20 protein-coding genes are annotated in these 21,140 nt (G+C 40.8%); 14 read left to right on the top strand and 6 right to left on the bottom strand.

Going from position 1 to position 21,140, the window contains the following annotated elements:
- Positions 1-20 precede the first annotated feature (20 nt).
- Positions 21-302 carry a hypothetical protein gene (locus BK009_RS08110; protein WP_100905499.1) on the top strand — a complete coding sequence of 94 codons (282 nt, stop codon included), beginning with the start codon at positions 21-23 and terminating at the stop codon, positions 300-302.
- A gap of 223 nt (positions 303-525) precedes the next feature.
- Here the strand turns inward: BK009_RS08110 and BK009_RS08115 are convergent, their stop codons facing one another.
- The 4 genes from BK009_RS08115 to BK009_RS08130 all read right to left on the bottom strand — a co-directional run bounded on the left by BK009_RS08115 (position 526) and on the right by BK009_RS08130 (position 3,469).
- Entirely contained in the window at positions 526-1,182 is a 657-nt protein-coding gene (locus BK009_RS08115) for a DUF5612 domain-containing protein (RefSeq protein ID WP_100907073.1), read from the bottom strand.
- An 83-nt stretch (positions 1,183-1,265) separates the two neighbouring features.
- Positions 1,266-2,081, bottom strand: coding sequence for an Fpg/Nei family DNA glycosylase (locus tag BK009_RS08120; protein ID WP_100907074.1), 816 nt, complete (start codon positions 2,079-2,081; stop codon positions 1,266-1,268).
- Positions 2,082-2,167: 86 nt separating this feature from the next.
- Entirely contained in the window at positions 2,168-2,932 is a 765-nt protein-coding gene (locus tag BK009_RS08125; protein ID WP_100907075.1) for a carboxymuconolactone decarboxylase family protein, read from the bottom strand.
- 75 nt (positions 2,933-3,007) lie between these two features.
- Positions 3,008-3,469, bottom strand: coding sequence for a pyridoxamine 5'-phosphate oxidase family protein (locus BK009_RS08130; protein ID WP_100907076.1), 462 nt, complete (start codon positions 3,467-3,469; stop codon positions 3,008-3,010).
- A 242-nt stretch (positions 3,470-3,711) separates the two neighbouring features.
- Between BK009_RS08130 and BK009_RS08135 the strand changes: the two genes are divergently transcribed.
- From BK009_RS08135 to BK009_RS12685, 13 genes are all read left to right on the top strand, one after another.
- Positions 3,712-5,199 carry a TrkH family potassium uptake protein gene (locus BK009_RS08135; protein ID WP_100909357.1) on the top strand — a complete coding sequence of 496 codons (1,488 nt, stop codon included), beginning with the start codon at positions 3,712-3,714 and terminating at the stop codon, positions 5,197-5,199.
- 64 nt (positions 5,200-5,263) lie between these two features.
- Positions 5,264-5,692 (top strand): hypothetical protein, encoded by a 429-nt coding sequence (locus BK009_RS08140; protein ID WP_100907078.1) that lies wholly within the window; start codon positions 5,264-5,266, stop codon positions 5,690-5,692.
- 226 nt (positions 5,693-5,918) lie between these two features.
- Entirely contained in the window at positions 5,919-6,566 is a 648-nt protein-coding gene (locus BK009_RS08145) for a TetR/AcrR family transcriptional regulator (protein WP_100907079.1), read from the top strand.
- A gap of 50 nt (positions 6,567-6,616) precedes the next feature.
- Positions 6,617-7,465, top strand: coding sequence for a 4Fe-4S binding protein (locus BK009_RS12680; RefSeq protein WP_100907080.1), 849 nt, complete (start codon positions 6,617-6,619; stop codon positions 7,463-7,465).
- Positions 7,466-7,610: 145 nt separating this feature from the next.
- A complete protein-coding gene (locus BK009_RS08155) occupies positions 7,611-8,405 on the top strand; it encodes a flavodoxin family protein (protein WP_100909358.1) in 795 nt (264 codons plus the stop codon).
- A gap of 149 nt (positions 8,406-8,554) precedes the next feature.
- Positions 8,555-8,863, top strand: coding sequence for a hypothetical protein (locus BK009_RS08160; RefSeq protein WP_100907082.1), 309 nt, complete (start codon positions 8,555-8,557; stop codon positions 8,861-8,863).
- Positions 8,864-8,903: 40 nt separating this feature from the next.
- Positions 8,904-9,269, top strand: a complete 366-nt coding sequence (locus BK009_RS08165) for a DUF2089 domain-containing protein (protein WP_236950970.1) — start codon at positions 8,904-8,906, stop codon at positions 9,267-9,269.
- Positions 9,270-9,303: 34 nt separating this feature from the next.
- Positions 9,304-9,687 (top strand): SHOCT-like domain-containing protein, encoded by a 384-nt coding sequence (locus tag BK009_RS08170; protein ID WP_100907083.1) that lies wholly within the window; start codon positions 9,304-9,306, stop codon positions 9,685-9,687.
- A gap of 77 nt (positions 9,688-9,764) precedes the next feature.
- Positions 9,765-11,045, top strand: a complete 1,281-nt coding sequence (locus tag BK009_RS08175) for a polysaccharide pyruvyl transferase family protein (protein ID WP_100909359.1) — start codon at positions 9,765-9,767, stop codon at positions 11,043-11,045.
- Positions 11,046-11,159: 114 nt separating this feature from the next.
- Positions 11,160-13,940: an AMP-binding protein gene (locus BK009_RS08180; RefSeq protein ID WP_100909360.1), complete on the top strand. Its 2,781-nt coding sequence runs from the start codon at positions 11,160-11,162 to the stop codon at positions 13,938-13,940.
- Between the two features lie 59 nt (positions 13,941-13,999).
- The gene (locus tag BK009_RS08185; RefSeq protein WP_100907085.1) at positions 14,000-14,632 is read left to right on the top strand and encodes an L-2-amino-thiazoline-4-carboxylic acid hydrolase; all 633 of its coding nucleotides are present in this window, start codon (positions 14,000-14,002) and stop codon (positions 14,630-14,632) included.
- An 80-nt stretch (positions 14,633-14,712) separates the two neighbouring features.
- On the top strand, positions 14,713-15,999 hold the full coding sequence (locus tag BK009_RS08190) for a GMC family oxidoreductase N-terminal domain-containing protein (RefSeq protein WP_100907086.1): 1,287 nt from the start codon (positions 14,713-14,715) through the stop codon (positions 15,997-15,999).
- A gap of 115 nt (positions 16,000-16,114) precedes the next feature.
- Positions 16,115-16,363 carry an SRPBCC family protein gene (locus tag BK009_RS12685; RefSeq protein WP_232728069.1) on the top strand — a complete coding sequence of 83 codons (249 nt, stop codon included), beginning with the start codon at positions 16,115-16,117 and terminating at the stop codon, positions 16,361-16,363.
- 262 nt (positions 16,364-16,625) lie between these two features.
- On the opposite strand, the gene BK009_RS08200 is transcribed toward BK009_RS12685, so the two are convergent.
- Entirely contained in the window at positions 16,626-17,015 is a 390-nt protein-coding gene (locus tag BK009_RS08200) for a PepSY domain-containing protein (RefSeq protein ID WP_100905483.1), read from the bottom strand.
- Positions 17,016-17,028: 13 nt separating this feature from the next.
- Complete coding sequence (locus BK009_RS12690; RefSeq protein WP_236950971.1) at positions 17,029-20,529, bottom strand: transglutaminase-like domain-containing protein; 3,501 nt, start codon at positions 20,527-20,529, stop codon at positions 17,029-17,031.
- Positions 20,530-21,140: the final 611 nt, after the last annotated feature.

The raw sequence follows: 21,140 nt of genomic DNA on the forward strand, positions 1-21,140 counted from the left end.
ATATTATAACTGGTGATATCATGGATAAAAAAACTGAGGAACTTCTGGAAAAATGTGCAAATGTGGAAGATACCAGTATTATGGGCACTTGCAAAGGCCTTTTGAAAATGATGGCCGATAAAGACGTGGTTGTTGAGGATAAAGAGGGGGAAACTTATCTGGAGATGGCTGAAAACTTGAAACCAAATGATGTTTCACAGGTCCTGCAGTTAGCATTGAAAGTCAGGGAAAGTGGAGATATTACCGACGTTGAACTTAAAAATGAAGCTAGCAGACTCATCAGAGCCATAGAAATGAGTTAAAATGTTTCTCCGGAAGATTGGATTAAATTAAATATTTTTCTAAAATTTATTTTTGAAGATCTCCACTGGGAGATCTTTTTAATCCCTTTTTTTAGTTTAAAATAAGACTTCAGCGATATATATCCTTAATATTACACTATACTTTTTTATTGAACCATTAAATGCCCTTATCCTGATTTATTTTATTGAATAATTAAAATGGGGGATTTTTAAATCTTCTGTTTTAAAATCTTTTCTGGCCTAGTTTTTTAATATCGAATATGGCTGTGTCAGCCACTGCCATCACTGCCATAACCCCTGCCTGTATGGGGTCGGTTACCACCAGATCCGCCTTTTTGGTGACACTACCGGGCATGTTGAGGCTGATTACTATGACTTCGTGGTCCTTTTTTATTTCCTTTATGGCCTGGGTGATTTTGCCCCCCATTAAAGAACCAGCCAGGACCAGTGCCCCTACCCTGGGCAGTCTTCCCACTGCCGATACTGCCTCAGATAGGTCTTCTTCACCCACCAGAGGTATGGTATCCACACTGATGTGTTCTCCCCTGATGTTATGACGGTCGGCCTCGGTTATGGCACCCTGGGCCACCATAGCCACCTGGGCACCGCCACCAATGATGATGATCCGTTTCCCATAAACATCCTGGAGTGTGGGGCATTCTTCAACACTCCTCACGGCTTCTAGCTTTCCGATGTTCTCCATTAACTTTTGTACATTTTCCACTGCTTCCAGTTCCATGTACAATGAGGCATGGTATTTGTCTTCAATGAACATGTGGGTGTAAGTGATGTTAGTCTCACATTGGGCTGTTAGTTCGGTGATGTCTCGCAGTACTCCTGGCTGGTTAACGGCTTTGATATTTATGGCGATTTCGCCCATTTTACCTGATCTCCCTTTTAATCTCTAGTTCTTAGTTTGGCTTAATTCTAAATTAAACTATCGATATGGGGTTAAGTGGTAATTTACAATTTTTGACATTGGGGACAGATATAGGAGGATGTGCTTCCGGTTTTAATCTTTTCAATGGTGTTACCACATTCAGGGCAAGGTTCACCCTCCTTGTATGCCACCAGGAAATCTTCACGGGTGAATCCATTCTTTTGACCATAAAAATCCCGTTCATAGAACAATCCACCCCTTTCCAGGGCATTTTCAAGGTTTTCCTGAATTATGCGGTGAAGATTATCCAGTTTACATGATTCCAGAGTGTTGGCCACTTTTTGAGGGTGTATTTTGGCCCTGAAGAGGATGTCGTGTATGTAAACATTTCCTATTCCCCCTATTTTTTTCTGGTTGAGGATCAGGTTTTTAATCTGTGAACGTGCACTGCACAGTTGACGGAAGTATTCTGGAGTGAATTCCTCACCCAATGGGGAGATGGCAATGTCCTTGGTGGCTTTATGCTGAGGTAATTCCACATCCGGCAGGAGTTCTGCCCGTCCAATCCACCAGAATTTACAGGAAAAAGAGGATCCATCGGTGAACTGGAAGAGGCACTGATATTCATCAGGTAATTCCTGGTCAGTTTCATGGTAGAGGATGTCTGCACCCATACCCAGATTCAACAACAGATGATACTCATCAGAAAGCTGGATGAAAATCCATTTACCTTTATTGTAAACTTTAACTACCTTCTTTCCCCTGATCTTCTCCAGAAATTCATCCACCGGTAGGTTCAATGATTTTTCCTGGCGGAGTTCTCCTTCTTGAAATTCCTTGGCTTGGAGTTGTTCATCCATTTGACTGGTTAATATCATTATTTCTGGTAATTCTGCCATGATTAATCCCCTGTATAAACTACGACTTACACTAATATTATATTTAAACTGGTTAATTTAAGATTAAAGTATTAGGTTTATCTAATTCAAAGTGAGTCAAACACTTCTTTAGCAGCGTTTATACCATTTATAGCTGCAGGGAACCCGGCATATACGATCATTAGAATTATGGTTTCAGTTATTTCTTCCCGGGTTAAACCCACCTTTAAACCCGCCTGGATGTGGAAGGCCAGTTGTGGTTGGGCTGTGCCCATGGCAGTTAGCGCGGCTATGGTGGCAATTTGCCTCATTTTAGGGCCCAAATTCTTTCTACTGTAGATATCCCCGTATCCAAAACATACTACAAATTCCGTGAAATCAGGAGCTATATCCCGGAAGTTCTCCTTTAAAACCTCCACCTGGTTTTCATCCAGCCTGGAAAGCCATTTTACACCCTGAGTGAAACGATCTCCCCCCTGTTTTTCAGGAACTGGCTCGAAATCAATCTTTTTCTCCTGTAAAACTTCCTTCAGCGTGTTGATCCCATTTATAGCACTGGGAAAACCACTGTAAGATGACATTTGCAGGATGACCTCCACCAGTTCTTCTGGAGAAACACCTACGTTGAGTGCTCCGTTTATGTGCACCTTCAGCTGTGGGGCAGCGTTTCCCATGGCAGTTAAGGCTGCCACCACTGCAATTTCCTTCTCCTGGAGGGCGGTTCCAGGTCTACTGTAGATGTCCCCAAATGAAAATTCAATTACATACTTAGCCAGATCAGGAGCTACATCCTTTAGATTTTCAATCACTGCTTCTCCTGCTTCACCATCAATTTCCTTTAGTTTTTCCCAACCACGATTGTACCTTTCCATTAAATACAACTCCTTAACAGTTTATTGCTTTAGTGAAAATCATTAGGACATGAGATTCCCCTGTATATATAATTCTTAATAACCTGATTTTTTACCGGTCATCTCCTCTATTTCAATTTTTATCACCAGAATACTGTTTAAAGCTTCGCCAGAGTATTCGAATATGCTTTCAGATGAGTATTTGGCCATTATTATATCCATTGCTTCCTTTTTCTCCATTGCATCTTGGATAAATTGGGCTTTACCAGAACCAATTACGCTCAGATACTTCATACCCCAGTTGCAGGGTATTTCATTGGTGACTACCTGGGTTTTAACATCCATCTGAAAAGAGATATTGTTGTTTTTCATTAAAATATTAATTTTACGGCCTTCAGTGGCAGAATGAAGATATAGGGCGTTATCATGGTATGCGAAGTTCATGGGCACTATGTAAGGTTTTAAACCATTGCACAAAGCTATCCTGCATGTTTCTGATTGATTTAATACTTTAAGGATGATTTCATGGTCTTTGATTTCTTTATCATTTCTTCTCATGACATTTCTTCCCTTGTTTTAGTTTTAAATATTGCTGTAGGAGTGAATATTATTTTATAGGGATAGGTTAGGTTTTGATTGGTTATTACTATGATACAAATTGGAATAGTTTGCTTATTACACGTCTGGTGTTTGGAAATTTTTTGATCGCCATGACAAATATTATATGTTAGTCTGATCTATCTTAACCGGTTGAAAAAATTAAGGTATGTTTAGTAAAGATGGAGGGGGTTGTTAACTAAATGCAGCAAATTCATCGCCTTAGCAAAAGGGAAGTTAAGACAATACTACATCACACTGGAAACGTGTGTGTTCTCCTAGCAGGTGCCATGCTAATCCCCATCTTGATTACTTTTATTTACAATGAACCAAAATATATAGCTCCTTTTCTTTATTCTACCATTATAAGTGCGGTTATTGGTTTTCTTCTGATGAAATTGTTTAAAGTTGAAATTAAAATGACTCTGAAATGTGCCATGATTTTTTCCACAATCATATGGCTTATTGCCTGTGCACTGGGAGCATTGCCTTATTATCTTTCGGGAGAGTTATCATATCTTAATTCCTATTTTGAGGCCATGTCCGGTTTTACAACAACTGGTTTCAGTATGTACGTTAATATTGATGCAGTTTCCTATACCATGAACTTCTGGCGGGCTTTCACCCAGTGGATTGGTGGCCTTGGTATCATATTTCTTCTTCTCGCCCTTTTAAGATCTACTGGTGTTGATGTAATGCGTCTTTACATGGCAGAAGGAAGAGAGGAACGATTAGTGCCTAGTATTAAACATTCCACTCGAATTATTGTTTACATGTACTCTTTATTCACTTTAATTGCCATAGCACTTTTTTTCATAGCGGGAATGCCCCTCTTTGACTCGGTTTTCCATGCATTCACCACTCTCTCCACTGGAGGCTTTGGAATGCACAATAACAGCCTTTTATTTTATAACAGTGCCTGGATCGAGATTGCAGCAATGATCGTGATGATGATTGGCGCCACCAACTATGCCCTGCACTACACTATTCTTAAGGGGAATTGGAGGGAGTATTTTAGGGATATAGAGACTAAAGTGGCTTTTGGTCTTATAATAATTTCCACAATCCTGGTAACCTTTATGCTGTACAACAACCAGGTTTATGGCCATGACTTTTTGCTAAATTTGAGGTTCAGCCTGTTCCAGATGGTTTCCGCCATCACCACCACCGGCCTGCAGACTGCCTTCTATCCGGATATTCTCAGTAAGTGGATTGGTCTGGGTACTTTCCTCATGACCCTAATCATGATCATTGGTGCCGGGTCATTGTCAACCGGTGGGGGTATTAAGTGGCTCAGGGTGGGCATACTTCTTAAGGGAATATCCTGGCAGGTTAAATCATTCATATTACCCGGTAAAGCGGTTATGGCCAAGAAGTTACACCACGTAAGTGAATTATTAATAACCGATGATGTTATAAGATTAACCGGGGCTTTTCTATCCACCTACCTGGTGGTGTACATTGTAAGTGTGGTCATTGTCCTGATTTATTATCCGGATATTTCCAGGGTGATATTTGAAGTAGCCTCTGCCCTGAGTAATGTGGGTCTTTCCAGTGGAATTATGACTCCCAACTCACCTACACTGGTTAAAATAGTATTTATAATTGATTTCTGGATGGGTAGGCTAGAGATATGGCCGGTTTTACTTTTAATAGCCATTACCATTAACAATGTGGTTAGGAAAAGGTAAATCTACTTTTTGTTTAATGATATAAACAAGTGAAATGTTTACAAAATAATTAGGAGGAATTGATATGGGGCATAAACAGGTCGAGCTTAAAGTTGATGATGATTTTTATATTCTGGTAGATGAAGGGATAGAGGATATTATTAAAAACTTTTTTCACTGGGAAATTGAAACCTGCAATTCATGTATTGATTATAAAGGGTCAGTGTGGATTGAATTTTGCGAATACGGAGATTGGGAGCAATTTTTACAGTTAGCACTCCGTAATAAAATCAGTGCGTCAGGGAAAAACCCTGAAAAAGAAACACTATGGGATTTTCTTCAGGAAAAGTCCAGGGTAAATCTGGTATTTGATGAAGAATTAATAGACGACCCCAACAATGAAGAGGGAACACTTGGAACCGGGGTTCTCATAATCTGTGTTGGTTTAAAATTCCCTAAAGAGTTAATGGGTGAGTTTAGAGAATTATTCTTCGACGTTTTCCCACCAGAATAATTTTTATTATCTTATTCCCTTTAAACCCCCAGAACAATATTTTTATTCTGGTAGATTTACAATTACACGTTATAAAACGTTTTTCTTAAGATTTAAGAAGGATTACTATTTTTATTTTCTGACATTTTTTCCGAGATCATTCTTACGAACGAACGTTAGTTTTATATACCATGAAGTCAACCTTATACTCATGAGACTAACGAACGTTAGTTAAGGGGAACATCCTATGGAAGATGAAAAATCAAAAGACAAGATCAAACCAACCAAAGAAAGAATATTTGACGTTTCAATTGAATTATTTGCAGCAAAAGGTTTTGATGCAGTTTCAGTGCGTGAAATAGCCAGAGGAGTGGGCATAAGGGAGAGTTCAATTTATAATCATTATCCCAGTAAAAACGCCATACTGGACGACATTTTCCAATATTTCGAAAAAGAATTAATAAAAATGAGACCTCCAGAGGCTCAAGATCCAGCTAAACTCAATGAACTAACCCTAGATGTGTTCCGGGAAAGGGTGAAGCGTACCCTGAATATTTTAAAAACCCCGAAAATGGCAAAAATATTCCAGATCAGTTCCAGTGAACAGTTCCGTGATGAAAGAGCCAAAAAAATCATTCTGCATACTTTAATAAAGGAACCTCAACAATTCACAGAAAAAGTACTGGAAAAAATGGTTGAAAATGGAACCATCAAACCAGTTAATCCTAAAATTCTATCAGTGGAATTCCAATACCCTCTTTTCTCCCTGTTTCTCGAATATCTCCTGTTAAGAAGTGAAGATTCAGACACCAGTACGGTTGAAGAGGTCATATCTAACCATGTAGACTATTTCTTGGATACAATTAGAGGAGAGAACCGTAAATTAGCATATTAAGTGAGATAAAATCCCGATACGCTGATTACCGGCTGAATAAAATCAACAAAATGGAAACCAGCGTATCTACGGGTGAAATGGGAATAGAATCCTCCACCAGATCTCCCCCGAAAATAATGCCAGATAAACTTAAAATAACCCTTAAAACATTACCGAAACAGCTTTCCATCGCTAAAAACATAGAACACACTGTTAAATCCCTTAGATATAATCCTGAAAATCCGGAAACTACCCTCACAGATGGTTTTAAAGAGGAATTTGAAGGTTTTGCCAGTTCCATTGGAATAGATAAAGTGGCCTACACCCCGGTACCACCGGAATTCATTTTCCAGGACAGAAAATTGATCTATGAAAACGCCATAATTCTGGTTATGGAAATGGACAAAAAAGCCATTGATAATGCCCCCAGTTCCCAGACACAGGAGATGGGAGTGGTGACCTACGATGAACTGGGCAAAGCCACCAACCACCTTACTGATTTCCTCCGTGAAAATGGTGTGGCAGCCCAGGCCAGCCATCCTGCCGGGGGATTTGTGGTTTACCCTGCACTGGCACAAAAAGCAGGCCTAGGGTGGAAGGGGAGGCATGGCATGTTAATTACCCCTGAATTCGGACCCCGGCAGAGGATATCTGTAATTTTCACCAGTATAAATAATTTACCAGACAATGGGAGTAATTCACATTCCTGGGTGTCTAGCTTCTGTGAAAAATGTGGTAAATGCATTAAAGCCTGCCCTGGAAATGCCATTACCGAAGAATCAGATGCAAGTAGTATAAAGCGGACTGTGATATTAAAAGAATTCTGTCACGGCTGCACCATCTGTATGAAGGAATGCAGTTTCAATAAAAGAGGTTATGATCAGATAAAGACCAAGAACAGGCAATTTAATTCGAAATAAAGTTGCTGATTTGTTATTTACCCAATGTATTCGATAATGCAGAAGATTTGAGCAAATAGGATGAGCAAATAGGGTATTATAAACAAATGGAAATAATTTTTTTATAATTTAAAAACTGGATATTGAACCTTAAAAAGTGATTTAAATGAAAATTTTAACTATCATTGGAAGTCCTCGCAAGAAGGGTAACAGTTACCAGGCTGCCAAAAAACTGGAAGAAGAGATGAAAAAGAAGGGGGATTACCAGTTTGAATACGTCTTTCTGAAGGATGCTCATCTGGAAACTTGCCGGGGATGTTTCAACTGTGTGCCCAGGGGGATTGAATTCTGCCCCCTGAAGGATGACCGGCAGATGATCCAGGATAAGATGGAAGAAGCAGATGGTCTGATTATGGTTTCACCAGTGTACGTAATGATGGTCTCCACCCTTTTGAAGAATTTCATCGACCGGGTGGCCTACCTCTGCCACCGCCCAGCCTACCACGGGAAGAAGGCTCTGGTTCTCTGCACCACTGCAGGAGTAGGAAGTAAAGAAACACTGAAATACATGGAAACTGTGACTAAATCCTGGGGATACAGGGTAACTGGTAAATGTGGATTGGTTACCGCACCCTGGCCAGCAACTGATGGTTTAAAAAGGAAAAATCAGAGAAACTTGGAAAAATCTGTAGAAAACTTTGATAAGTCCTTAAAATCGGTTGAAAAAGAGAAACTCAATGGAGTGAAAGTGGGTTTTATGGATTACATGAGTTTCCGTATATTCCAAACTGTCTCTCTCAACGTCAGAGAGTACATGCCCGCCGATTACCAGTTTTATCAGGGCAAGGAATACTATCAGCCAGCCAGGATAGGCCTCATTACCCGGGCATTGTCTGGAGTTATGTTGAAGGTGATCTTCTTTATGATGAGAGATATGGGCCCTGGAGATGGAGAAAAATAGTAAATCTTCACTAACATTAAAAATGTTAATTTGAATATTTACATTATTGAAGTTTAAATTAAAATAATCAATAATTTTATATATGATTAATTAATATTATCAAATAACCAAGCAGGGATCGTTAAGAAACCTGTTATTCCGGTGGAACAATGAAGGCTAAAAAATTAAAAATGGAAATAAAAACAAGTAAATTCTCGTTTCCCATTTCAGCGTTACGTTTTTCAACGTTGAAATGGATTTCCAAGCTGGTACTTAAATATGGCCCTTCTAAAATAAAAGATGACTGGCTGTCCCCTGGTGAACACCAAAACATGAGTGAGATCATTAAGAACCTCACCCCGGAAGATGTTGAAGGGATCCTGAACCAGTTGGAACAGGAGGAACCCTTCGAACTGGTGAATATCGATACCTACGACGAAAACCAGGAGAAAGTAGTAGTGAAGATCTACACAGTGTAAGAAATAAATCAGGACATATACACAGTTTAAGAGGAGATGAATGGATTTGAAACGTGAAGTGCCTGGAAGCTGCCCCATCTGCAAGGGTGAAACCAAGATCACCGAGATACACTGTAAAACTTGCGAAACTACCATCCAGGGTGAATTCGACCTCTGCAAGTTTTGCAAGCTAAGTGAACAACAAAAATACTTTGTTGAGGTTTTCATCAAAAACAGGGGCAATATTAAGGAAATAGAGAAGGAACTGGGGATATCCTATCCCACAGTAAGGAATAAGCTGGATGAAGTGATTTCCTCCCTGGGATACAAACTGGAAAAACCAGCCATTAACCAGAAGGAGATTATAGAAAAACTCAGTAAAGGCGAAATCAACAAAGATGAAGCTTTAAAACTGTTGAATAAATAAAAAAAATAATTAAATGAGATTAGGAGGAGTAGTGATGTCTAAAAATGTTTCAGATGAAAGGATGCAGATTTTAGAAATGGTAGAAGATGGTAAGATCACTGCAGCAGAAGCAATGGAACTATTTTCTGCCCTGGAAAAAAATGATCAGGAGATTGTGCCTCAAAAAGATGCAAAATGGTTAAAGGTTCGAGTTTTCACCATGGATGATAAGCCCAAAGTGAATGTGAACATACCCCTGTCTCTGGTAGATGTGGGACTGAAACTGGCCAAAAAATACGACCCCAAACTGAAGGACTCTGGTCTGGATAACATCAACATTGACGAAATTATGGATGCCGTTAAAAACGGAGCCGAGGGTAAAATTGTTGATGTGATTGATGAGGAAGAACAAACAAAAGTCAAGGTTTACGTGGAATAACCTCCTGAATGGAAGGTGATGTTCAAGTAGCAGATTAAATAATTTTTAATTATTAGAAGGATATTCAGGGAATTAATATGCAAAAAAACACTGCCACACATGACTTTAAATCCGGGGAGAAATTTACTGGCCCCCGGGTTCTCCTGGTGGGCTACAACGGGGCCAACAACACCGGATCAGAGGCCCGTCTTCTGACCATCATAGATGATATTCGGAGCCTGCTGGGACCCCATGTCCAGATCACGGTCCCCACCCTTAATGAGGAGAACCTGCGCCGTTACTTGGATGAGGATGAATACCTGCACATTGCACCCATCCCTTCCATCTTCTTCTTTGCCATTGACAAACTAGTGAAAGAGCATGATCTGGTGCTCCTGGTGGAAGGAAGCTGTTACATGGACACCTGGACTTCCGCCTTGCTCTGGGCATTCTTATGGGCGACCCGTAGTGCTCATAAACAAAAAAAACCATGTGTGGCCTATGCAGTGGATGCCGGTGAATTATCCAGTCTGAATCGTTGGCTGGTTAAAAGGGAAGCCAGTAAAACCGATCTCATCATCACTAGGACCATGCATGCCCAAAAGCGACTGGAAGAAATAGGAGTGACTGCACCCCTCAATTCCACAGCTGACTGTGCATTCACCTTTTCCCCAGAACCGAAAGACCATGATTTTTTAACTAAAATATGGCCGGAAGTCTCAAATGGCGTAGTTGGCCTGGCAGTGGTGGATTTTTCACTCTGGCCAGTGGTAATACGGCCCTGGGGAAGAAAAGAAAACCTTTACAAGTGGCCCTATTATTTCTCCCGTTCCAGGGAAAGGATGAATACCCGGGAAAAACTGGTTAAAGGATGGGCAAGAATAGCCGATCAGATAATAAAAGAACACTCCAAAGAAGTGGCACTTATAGGTATGGAAGCCCTGGACCAGCCACTGGCCCAGGACATACTCCGTGGAATGGAGAATAAAGATTCCTGCCGAGTTATATCCTCCAATGAGTACAATGCATCCCAAATGACATCCATGCTCTCCCAACTGGATTTACTGGTTACTTCCCGTTATCATTCCGCGGTGTTATCACTCCGTGCCCTAGTTCCCCAAATAGCAGTGGGACATGATCCTCGGTTAACTTCATTCTACCAGGATCTCCACCTCTTTCCCGACTACTTTTTACACCACGATGACCCTAATCTATGGGAAGATCTTAACCAGAAGATAGGTTTACTATTAGATAACACTGATTTACAGAAAGATACTCTGGAAGAGGGGTTAACCCAACAGGTGAATCTATCCCAAAAGAACCGGATCATTCTCGGAGAGTTCCTGAAAGAAAATGGGACCATGCCAGGGGAGGATTAGAAAATGAATATCCTCACTATTTATGGAAATACTGGATTTATGAAAATACTGTAATCTATGCAAATACTGGAAACTCCCATATTATATAATAGTAGGGAATATTGTGGTGAAATAATGAAAACCTGTGTACTATTAACTGGGGCCAATGGTTTCCTGGGAACCCAGATTGCCCGTCAGTTAATCTACCTTCCAGAAACTGAAATCATAGTTATGGTAAGGGCTAAAAATAATGAAAATGCACTTTTACGTTTGAAAAGGGCATGGTACGATTGGGATGAACTTTTAGAATCATTAAATGATGGGGTTAAAGTAATTGCTGGTGATGTAACCAGAACAGATTTAAATATGGAAAATGAAGAGTACCAGGACCTATCCTCAAATTTAACCCACATAATCCATACTGTGGCTGATTTACGTCTCCACACACCACTGGAAGAACTAGGCAAGACCAATGTGGAGGGTACACGGAACCTCTTGAAATTGGCAGAACAGGCCCATGAGAATGGAATTTTCAAACGTTTCTCACACCTTTCAACTGCCTATGTGGCGGGTAAGCGTGAAGGGTTTATCCCCGAAGATTCCCCGGACGAATCCGTCCCCCCTGGTTTCTGGAGTAATTATGAAGAAAGTAAATACCAGGCAGAACAAGTGGTACGAGAATCAGGACTACCTTACTCCATCTTCAGACCGGGAATGGTGGTTGGAGATTCAGAAACTGGTAAAATAAAGACTTTCAACACAGTTTATGCCCTTTTTAAGCTCTATTTAAATGGCAAACTCCAAGTTATCCCCACCAGCCCCTCCCTAACTTTGAACATGGTTCCTGTGGACTATGTTGCCCATGCAGTTAGCAATTTAACCTTCAACCGGGAGGCTGAGGGTAAAACCTTCCATCTTACTGCACCAGCTGATTCTTTGCCCACCATAAGGGAACTCCTGGACCAGGTAAGGGTGTGGGCTAGGGAAGAGCTGGATATTAAACTTCCACCACCAGTTTTCATTCCTATAGCACCCCTTATTCAGAGGATTGCTTCCCGGTCTTCCACTCAAAGATCAGGGCTATTGGATATTCTATTCACTCTGGCACCCTACCTGGATGAGAAGCACTCATTCAGCAGAGATAATACAGATAACCTTTTAGGCCCATTCAATCTTAATTGGAGAGCCAATTTACCCCATATACTGAATTATGCTGTTTATCATGGTTTTTTCCATCGTTCGGAACGTACTGTTCATGAACAAGTTTTATATCGTTTGAAAGGGCGCAGTTTCCCCATAAGGTACTATGATATTACTCCCGAGGGTACCCAGGAGAAATCAGCACCACAAATCAATGCTGATATCACCAGCGCTTACCATGCCCTTGGAAAGTTAGGTGTCAAACCAGGTGATCGGGTGGCACTGGTAGGGTTAAACAGTACCCGTTACCTGACATTGGAAGTTGCTATCGGATTTTTAGGAGCAGTCAGTGTCCCCCTATATTACACCAGCCCACCAAAAGAGATAAAAAACATTTTAAAGGTCAGCGGTGCTAAAATATTGTTCATTGGAACTCCTCATCTTATGAAACGTTTATCAGAGTTTGATCTAGATCTTGAGATGATTTCCTTCTGCCGGGAATCACAAACCATACCCCCTAATATCCTTTCCTGGTCAGGATTTCTGGAAAAGGGTAAAAAAAGTTCCAATCCCACCCAGATAATTCAATCTCCAGTTGAATTCACTGACCTGGCCACCATCCGTTACACTTCCGGTACCACTGGCAACCCCAAAGGAGTTACCTTCAACCAGGAACATTTAAGGTGGATGGCAGAGAGCATGGCTTCACTCCCTCCCTGGAAAGATCGTAACCGTGAAGTGAGTTATCTATCGTTTTTACCCATGAACCATGTGGTTGAGGGGATCCTGGGGACTTATTCACCATACTATGCTCCGGCCCCCCTAAAGATATACTTCCTGGAGGACTTCACTGACCTGGCTTCGGCCCTGCCCCAGGCAAACCCCACCATATTCTTCTCCGTGCCCCGTTTCTATGAAAAGTTATGGTCGCAGCTAAAGGATACTTTCTTTGGAAACTATTACCTTCATTTGAAACCAGGAATACTTAAGAAAATGTTAAAACCACTGATTCGCAGGATATTCCTGGGTAAAGCTGGTTTAAATCGTTGCTCTCAACTGATAGTGGGCTCGGCCACTGCCAGCCAGCACCTGATCCAGGATTACCATGAGCTGGGAGTGGAAGTCCACAATGCCTACGGTTTAACTGAAGCTCCCCTGGTGACTTTGAACCGAAGGGGAGTCAACCGGATAGGTACTGTGGGTGAACCACTGCCTGAAACCCGTTTGAAGATAGCAGAAGATGGAGAAGTCATGGTTAATGGACCCCAGGTCACTCCAGGGTACTTTGAATCTGAGATAATTCCCCCAAAAAAGGGTGGATGGCTTCAAACTGGAGATACTGGATTTATAACCCCTGAGGGTAGTTTGGTTATAACCGGACGTAAGAAGGAACTTTTAATCAATTCCTATGGTAAGAGTATTGACCCCCTACGGATTGAAGCATTACTGCGGGATGCACCAGGGGTGAGTGAGGTGATGCTGGTGGGTGAAGGTAAGCCCTACCTCAGTGGACTTTTCTGGGTGGAGGAAGATTACAACCCTGCAAAGATTGAAAAAACTATCCGCGAGATTAACCAGGATCTATCCCGGCCGGAGCAGGTTAAAAGATGGGCCATACTACCCAATGATCTTTCAATTGAGGGGGGCGATCTAACCGCCAATATGAAACTGAAACGGGAGATAATCACCCGCCGTTATCAGGATGTAATAGATTCCATCTACCAAGGAACCCCACACCCCATTATCCTGTATCTTGGTCATCTGGAGGAATTATGATTGAATTTAAAACTAAAATGTACTCTACAGATTAAATTTCCCCCAATTGGAGGATCATTATGGGATTCAGACTGAGAATACTCTCCTGGTGGACCCCAGTATGGCTTCAGGGAAAAGCTCTGGATGAGCTGGCACACTCCACCATCAACGGCTTGGAAAAAATTTTAAACGAATATTCACCTCTGGAAAACAATGCCCAAGGAAGGAAGTATGATATTAATGAAAAGATAATTTTAAAGGGTGATCTGGATGAAAAGAGAAGGATCATGACCACTACTCACAATGAACTGGTGGAAACTCTAATAAGTATTCTAGGCCGAGAAGAGGCAATTTTAAAAGGGAGAAAAGCCATGTACAATGAGGGATTACTCCTTGGCCAGAGGTTTAAGTGGCTTTTAGGAGTGGGAGATGATCTGCAAGACCTCATAACTGCTGCCAGAATCATGTACCAAGTACTGGGAATCGACTTTGTGGTTGAAGAAAAAGGACAAAATGAAATGATTATGAGGGTAAATCACTGCAGTTTAGCCCATTATTACGATCTAAACACGTGTAAAGTTCTTTCAGCTGTGGATGAGGGTGTTGTGCAGGGTTTAAACCCTGATATTCAGATGATGTTTACAGAAAGAATTACCCAGGGACATGATCATTGTTTAGCATCCTTAAAGATGATTTTGCCCATGGAGGAGTAGTAACTGACCTTTTATTATCCTATAAATTTTATAATCCCATAATTTTTTTTGATAGAAAATAAAAAAGATGGTCTGAAATTATGAAAGCTATTGTGGTGGGTAGTGGTGCTGGAGGGGCAACTGTAGCCCGTGAATTACAGTCAAGGGGTTTTGAAGTACTGGTACTGGAGGCTGGACCTCCTTTCAAACCATTCACCCGACACGTCTCCTGGGCTGAGCCCTTGCGTCGTTGGGGGCTCCTGGGTGGAGAGAAGAACTTTAAACATTTCTTCCCACCCATGGATATACAGCGTTCTTCCCCGGAACTCATTCTGGTAAGGGGAATGGCTACCGGTGGTTCAACTACCCTGTCATGTGGGAATTTAATTAGGGCTGATCGTGGTTTGGAGGAGATTGGCCTGGATCTAACTCCAGAGTACGAGGAGTTGGAGGGTGAATTAAAACCCCAGCCCATTCCTATTGAGACTTTGAGACCCGTCACCCAGAATATGTTCCAATCTGCAGATGATTTGGGTTTGAATCCACGGCTCACCCCCAAAGTTGTTGACACAATCCGGTGTAATTACTGTGGACTCTGTGAATTGGGATGTAATCGCGGTGCACGTTGGGATTCCAGGAAATTCCTCACCGAAGCTGTGAGAAAGGGTGCCACCCTTAAAAGTAGAACTCCAGCTAAAAGAGTCATTATTGATAATGGACTGGTGACTGGAGTCCTGACCCGAGATAACAGAAAATATAGTGCAGATGTGGTGGTTCTCTCGGCAGGAGGTATTGGAACTGCACAGATACTTAAAAACTCCGGATTAAAGGTAGAAGATCATTTATGGGCAGATATTGTTTTAACCCTGGGAGGGGTTCTTAAAGATGCCCGGCAACTGGAGGAGCCACCTATGGCCTGGTACACCCAAGAGGATGATTACATTCTCTCCCCTTATCCGGATATTCTCTCCCATTACTTCCACAAGCCCTGGAGAAAGGTTCCCATTCAGGATAGGGTGGGTTTGATGGTGAAACTGGCAGATACTGAAGAAGGAACGGTTTATAGTGATGGAAAGGTTGGTAAATCATTGACTGATCACGATCAGGCACGATTGGATATTGCCATAAGCCAGGCCCAGGAAGTAATGGAAGGTGCCGGGATTTCTAGTCCTTTGGTTAAGGGTGTTCATAATGGAGGTCATTTGGGTGGTACCGTGCCTCTGAAAAAGGGTGATGTAAAAAACATGAAGCCATCAGGGCTTCCAGATGGGTTGTGGGTGGCTGATCTTTCACTGGCACCACAGTCTCAGGGACTTCCCACCATACTACTTACTGCTGCGCTGGCTCTGAGGGTGGCACGGAATATCCTAAAAACTACTGTGGAGTGAAGGGATTATGGGGTTTAACTCAAAGGATAAAAACGTTACCCACCTCCCCATGAATTTTAGAATTTTAATAATTCTTTAAGATAATTTTTTATGACATAAATAAGAGAATAATGTTATGAAAGAGATTTATACCAAAATCGAGATAAATGCTCCGGCCAGCGTGGTGTGGAGCATATTAAATGATTTTGATAAGTTTCCAACATGGAACCCATTTATGAAGAAGATTTCAGGAAATCTCCAGGAAGGGTCAGATCTCGAAGCTTTTATACAACCTCCTTTCCAGTGGAATGAAAATCAAACCAAAAATTCTGGAATACCATGCCGGAAAAGAATTAAGATGGTTAGGGAGATTATGGATTCCTAAACTGTTTGATGGTGAACACAGTTGGATCACTGAGGAAATAAATGAAAAACTTTATTCATTCAAAAAGAAAGATTTAGTGGATTGTTTGTTCCATTTGGATCCACCTTGCTAGAAAAAACACCAGAGCTGGTTTTGAAATGATGAACCATGCTTTAAAAGAAGAAGCAGAGAAAAAATAATTATCATATTTATTTCTCCACAATTCTAATTATCAATTTGGAGATTTAAATAGAAGGTCATGGAATGTCCCATCGGATCTCCACTATGGGGAAGACCCGTAGGATACACCACCTGCACCTCCCATATTTTTCCCGTTTATTGCATTAATGGTTATTTCGCCCATATTGGTTCCATTACTCATTATCGGAACTGTGTATACCAGTTGTCCCTCTATTTCACTCAACTTAGGAATTCCTACTTGGGCACCTGTTTCTTTAACAAATTTCTCTGCTATTTGCTGGGCTTCTTCTGGAGATATGGTGTCATTCTCTGAATTATCGGTGCTGTTGTTTTTTGATGACATTTTTTGGTTCTCCTGTTCTTTAATGTTCTTCTCTGGAGCTCCCGATGCAAACAATGCCAGTGCTACAACCGTCAATACAGTTAACATTACAGCCAATAAAACCAGGATTCTTGTTGATTTTTTAATCATTTTATCCCCTGATTTAGAATGGTAGGCTGGTGTAGTACCCTTTAAATGTGTAGGTTGCTGTGTTCCAACTGTTGATAACTCCTAGCTGATTTCTAGAACTTGTCGCATCAGCAACTAGCCATTGCCCGTCAACATAAATAATTGCCCAGACATGTCCGTACCAACTACCACTTGTGAATTGGCAGTTCCCATGGACGTATCTGGCAGGTATTCCTGCTGCCCTTTCCAAAGCTATTAACAAGTGAGCTGTGTCAACACAGTTACCACCACCTGAGTTTAAAGTGCCTGTGGCACCTTTCAGGGTGTTGTAGTAAAACTCATAGTTGATGTTGTCCCTAACCCAGTTAAAGATCAGCAATGCTTTCTGGGAAGGTGTGGATGCTCCGGCAGTTATACTGTTCGCCAGGGCAATGATAGCTGCATTGTCAGATTGGCAGTTGGTAGTAGCTGCTAAGTATTGTTCAAATCCGGCAGGTAGTTTGTAAACGACCAATGACCATGATTTGATTCCTGTTACAGGTGAGGGTAGTTTTTGATTGCTTTTGTAGTATTCTAGTACTCGGCTGTAGGTATAAATGAGGTTATAGAATCCTATTTGACCCAAACTAGTTGATACGTAGTTAGGTGCACGCTGGTTGGTTTCTATGTATGTTTTTATAGTCTGAGCTACTTGCAGGAGTTCGGTGATTCCCATGCTACCGGAAGATGTTTGATCACTGTTATCGGCAACAGTGGCTTTTTGCAGGTAAGTGACTGAGTTATCATTGTTGTTGATTTTTACTGCGGCGGTAGTTAAAAGGTACAGGAATTGGGAGCGATTGACAATTACTCCACTTATGGTGATGTATTCTGGTAAGTAACCGTTTCCATCCACAAAAGCCCTGACCTCTACTGCAACTTTACTGATTTCTTGGTTGGTGAAATAGTCGTCGTAGGTGGGTATGTTCTGCTTGGTCCATCCCTTTAGGATAATGGTGGCCGGTAATGTCTTGTGCAGATTATACTGCTGAAGCACACGGCTGTACATGTAGATAAGGGATTTGAAACTCACTGTTCCCAAAGAAACCGTCGCACTACTAGGTCCTTTCTTATTCTGTTCAATATAACTTTTGATATATTGAGCTAACTGTACATAACTATTTTTGCTTAAATTTCCCGAAGTTAATGCATCATTAACTGTAGTGGAAGGTAGGACCGCGTTAACTGGATTAACAGAACCTGAGCTTGAACTGTTGATCAAGATTGTGGCTGCAGCTAGTAAATGTAGGAATTGGGATTGGTTGAGGGCTACTCCGCCCATGGTTATCCATTCAGGCATGTAGCCATTTCCATCCACAAAATTTTTGACATCAACGGCTGCACTGGTTATCTCTGCAACGGTAAAGCTTGTTTTATCATATATTGGGATGTTTATCGTTTTCCAAGGTTTCACGTTAATTAAGATTGGTAAATCCTGATTTAAACTGTTTTGGTTGAGTATTCTGCAGTACATGTAGAGTAATGACTGATAACTCATGGTTCCCAGGGATGTGGAAACGGAACCCGGCGCCTTATGATTGGATTCGATGTACTTCTTGATAGTACTTGCGAGAGTTAAATATTCACTGGAAAGCAAACTACCCCCAGTTACAGTTTCACTGGAAGTTCCAGGAACACTAGCACTTATAAGAGTAATTAACGAACTATCACCCGTGTTAATATTCAAAGTTGCAGTGGTAATTAAATAAAGGAACTGCGACTGATTAACCACAACCCCACCAACCGTTATATACTCCGGTAAGTATTTGTTACCCTCCACAAACTTTTTAACATCAACTGCAGCCTTAGTAATTTGCTGCACAGTAAAAAACTCATCCACAATAGGTATATTCGCAGCAGCCCATGAACGAACTGTAATTAATGCAGGCAATTTGTTACCATCTTCCTTATAATTACTCAGCACACGACTGTAAAGGTAAATCAAAGACTCAAACTTCACATTACCCAAACCAGTGCTAACCGTAGCCGGTGCCTTCTGATTACTACCAATATAAGTCTGAATAGTCCCAGCCAAAACCAAATACTCAGCCTTAGTAAAAGTACCCGGAGTAACAGTCTCCGAACCACTTCCCGGCAGCTTAACATTAACCAAAGTAAGCGAACCACTACCACCATTACCAATCTTCACCAAAGCTTCAGTCAACAACTCCAAAAAAGTAGCCCGATTAACCACAACCCCACCAACCATTATAAACTCCGGTAAGAACTTGTGGTAATTAACAAAATTCCTAACCTCAACCGCAGTACTAACCACATCCTGAGTAGTAATAGAATTCTTTGTAGTATCAGTAATGGGAATAGAACCCCATGGCCGAACTGCTAAGAAGGCAGGTAACACATTAATGCTTTTATACAAACTCAACCCACGACTGTAAAGATAAATCAAAGACTCAAACTTCACATTACCAAAAACAGTGCTCACACTACTAGGAGCCTTCTGATTACTGCCAATATAAGTCTGAATGGTCCCAGCCAAAGCCAAATACTCCGCTTTAGTAAAAGTACCCGGATTAACAGTCTCCGAACCACTTGCAGGCTGCTTAACATTAACCAGAGTAAGCGAACTGGTATCACCATTACCAATCTTCACCATAGCTTCAGTCAACAACTCCAAAAAAGTAGCCCGATTAACCACAACCCCACCAACCGTTATATACTCCGGTAAGAACTTATGGTAATCAACAAAATTCCTAACCTCAACCGCAGTACTAACCACATCCTGAGTAGTAATAGAATTCTTTGTAGTATCAGTTATAGGAAAAGTACCCCAAGGTCGAACTGCTAAGAAGGTAGGCAACACATTAGTACTTTTATACAAACTCAACCCACGACTGTAAAGATAAATCAAAGAATTGAATCCAATATTACCAAAACTAGTACTAACCGTAGCCGGAGCCTTCTGATTACTGCCAATATAAGTCTGAATAGTCCCAGCCAAAGCCAAATACTCAGCCTTAGTAAAAGTACCCGGAGTAACTGTTTCAGTTCCTGATCCTGGTTGTTGGACATTGATTAAATCTATTAATGTATTGTCGCTGTTATTGATTTTTAATGTAGTTGCAGTTAACAATTGTAGGAATGTAGCTTGATTTACTAATGTTCCGTTGATGTTTATATATTCTGGCAGGTATTTGTTTCCTTCTAAAAACTTTTTAACATCACCTGCTGCATTGATTATCCCTTGAATGGTGAAACTGACCTTATTATAACGAATTGATTCACTAGGGTCACCGGCGGCACCATCGATATTACCCTGTTCACTGTGAGAACTTGGTTTATTGTAAGTTATGTTTGAACTATTGTTGTTTGTAGATTTTTCACTTGAAATATCATCAGAACTTTGAATAGCTTCCTTATCTGTCGTATTCTGTAAAATTTCCAGGGTATTCTGTGTTTGTATTGCATATTGTGTTGAATTTCCGTTTAAATCATCGGTTAAGTTATCTGCTGCAGATGCATTAGATGTCAATGCCAAAGTAAATAGCACCAACACTAATAATATAAATTTCCGATTAATTCTACCGCCTCCGTGTCCCCTAACATCCCCCTAAAAATCATTGGATGCTTTTGGACAACAATTGATCAGACCCCCTACTATATAAATATTTTCATGGAATTATCCCAAAAAAATCCATTCTAAGGCTCTTTTTTTAATTTAGAGGATTCATTAAAGGTTTTGAAAAGTCGTTTTTGAATAGGTATCACTGGTTTGTTTTTTAAATGAAGCAGCCCCTATTAGGACGTATTTATGAAAAATATGGCTATTTTGAGCAGCATACCCACTATGCCCTGTCTTTAAATGGCCACCTGCAATGATTGTGCGATGAATTCCATGAATAGAATCTTATTGACTCTAATAACTAAATATTATGAATACTACCACCCCTATACACCCTCTAAGGGATTTTTTACCCCTGGAATTTATTTTTTTTATGGGAAGTAATAAACAAGGAATACATTACATTTTCATACATTTTCATTTACTGACACAGTCTTAGAAATTATATTTTTAATAAATATATAGCCCCTTTTGAATAAAATGAAGCTTACTCAATTTTCCATTGATTAGTTCAATCTACTATTTTT

The sequence above is a fragment of the Methanobacterium subterraneum genome, from assembly GCF_002813695.1.
GTDB lineage: Archaea > Methanobacteriota > Methanobacteria > Methanobacteriales > Methanobacteriaceae > Methanobacterium > Methanobacterium subterraneum.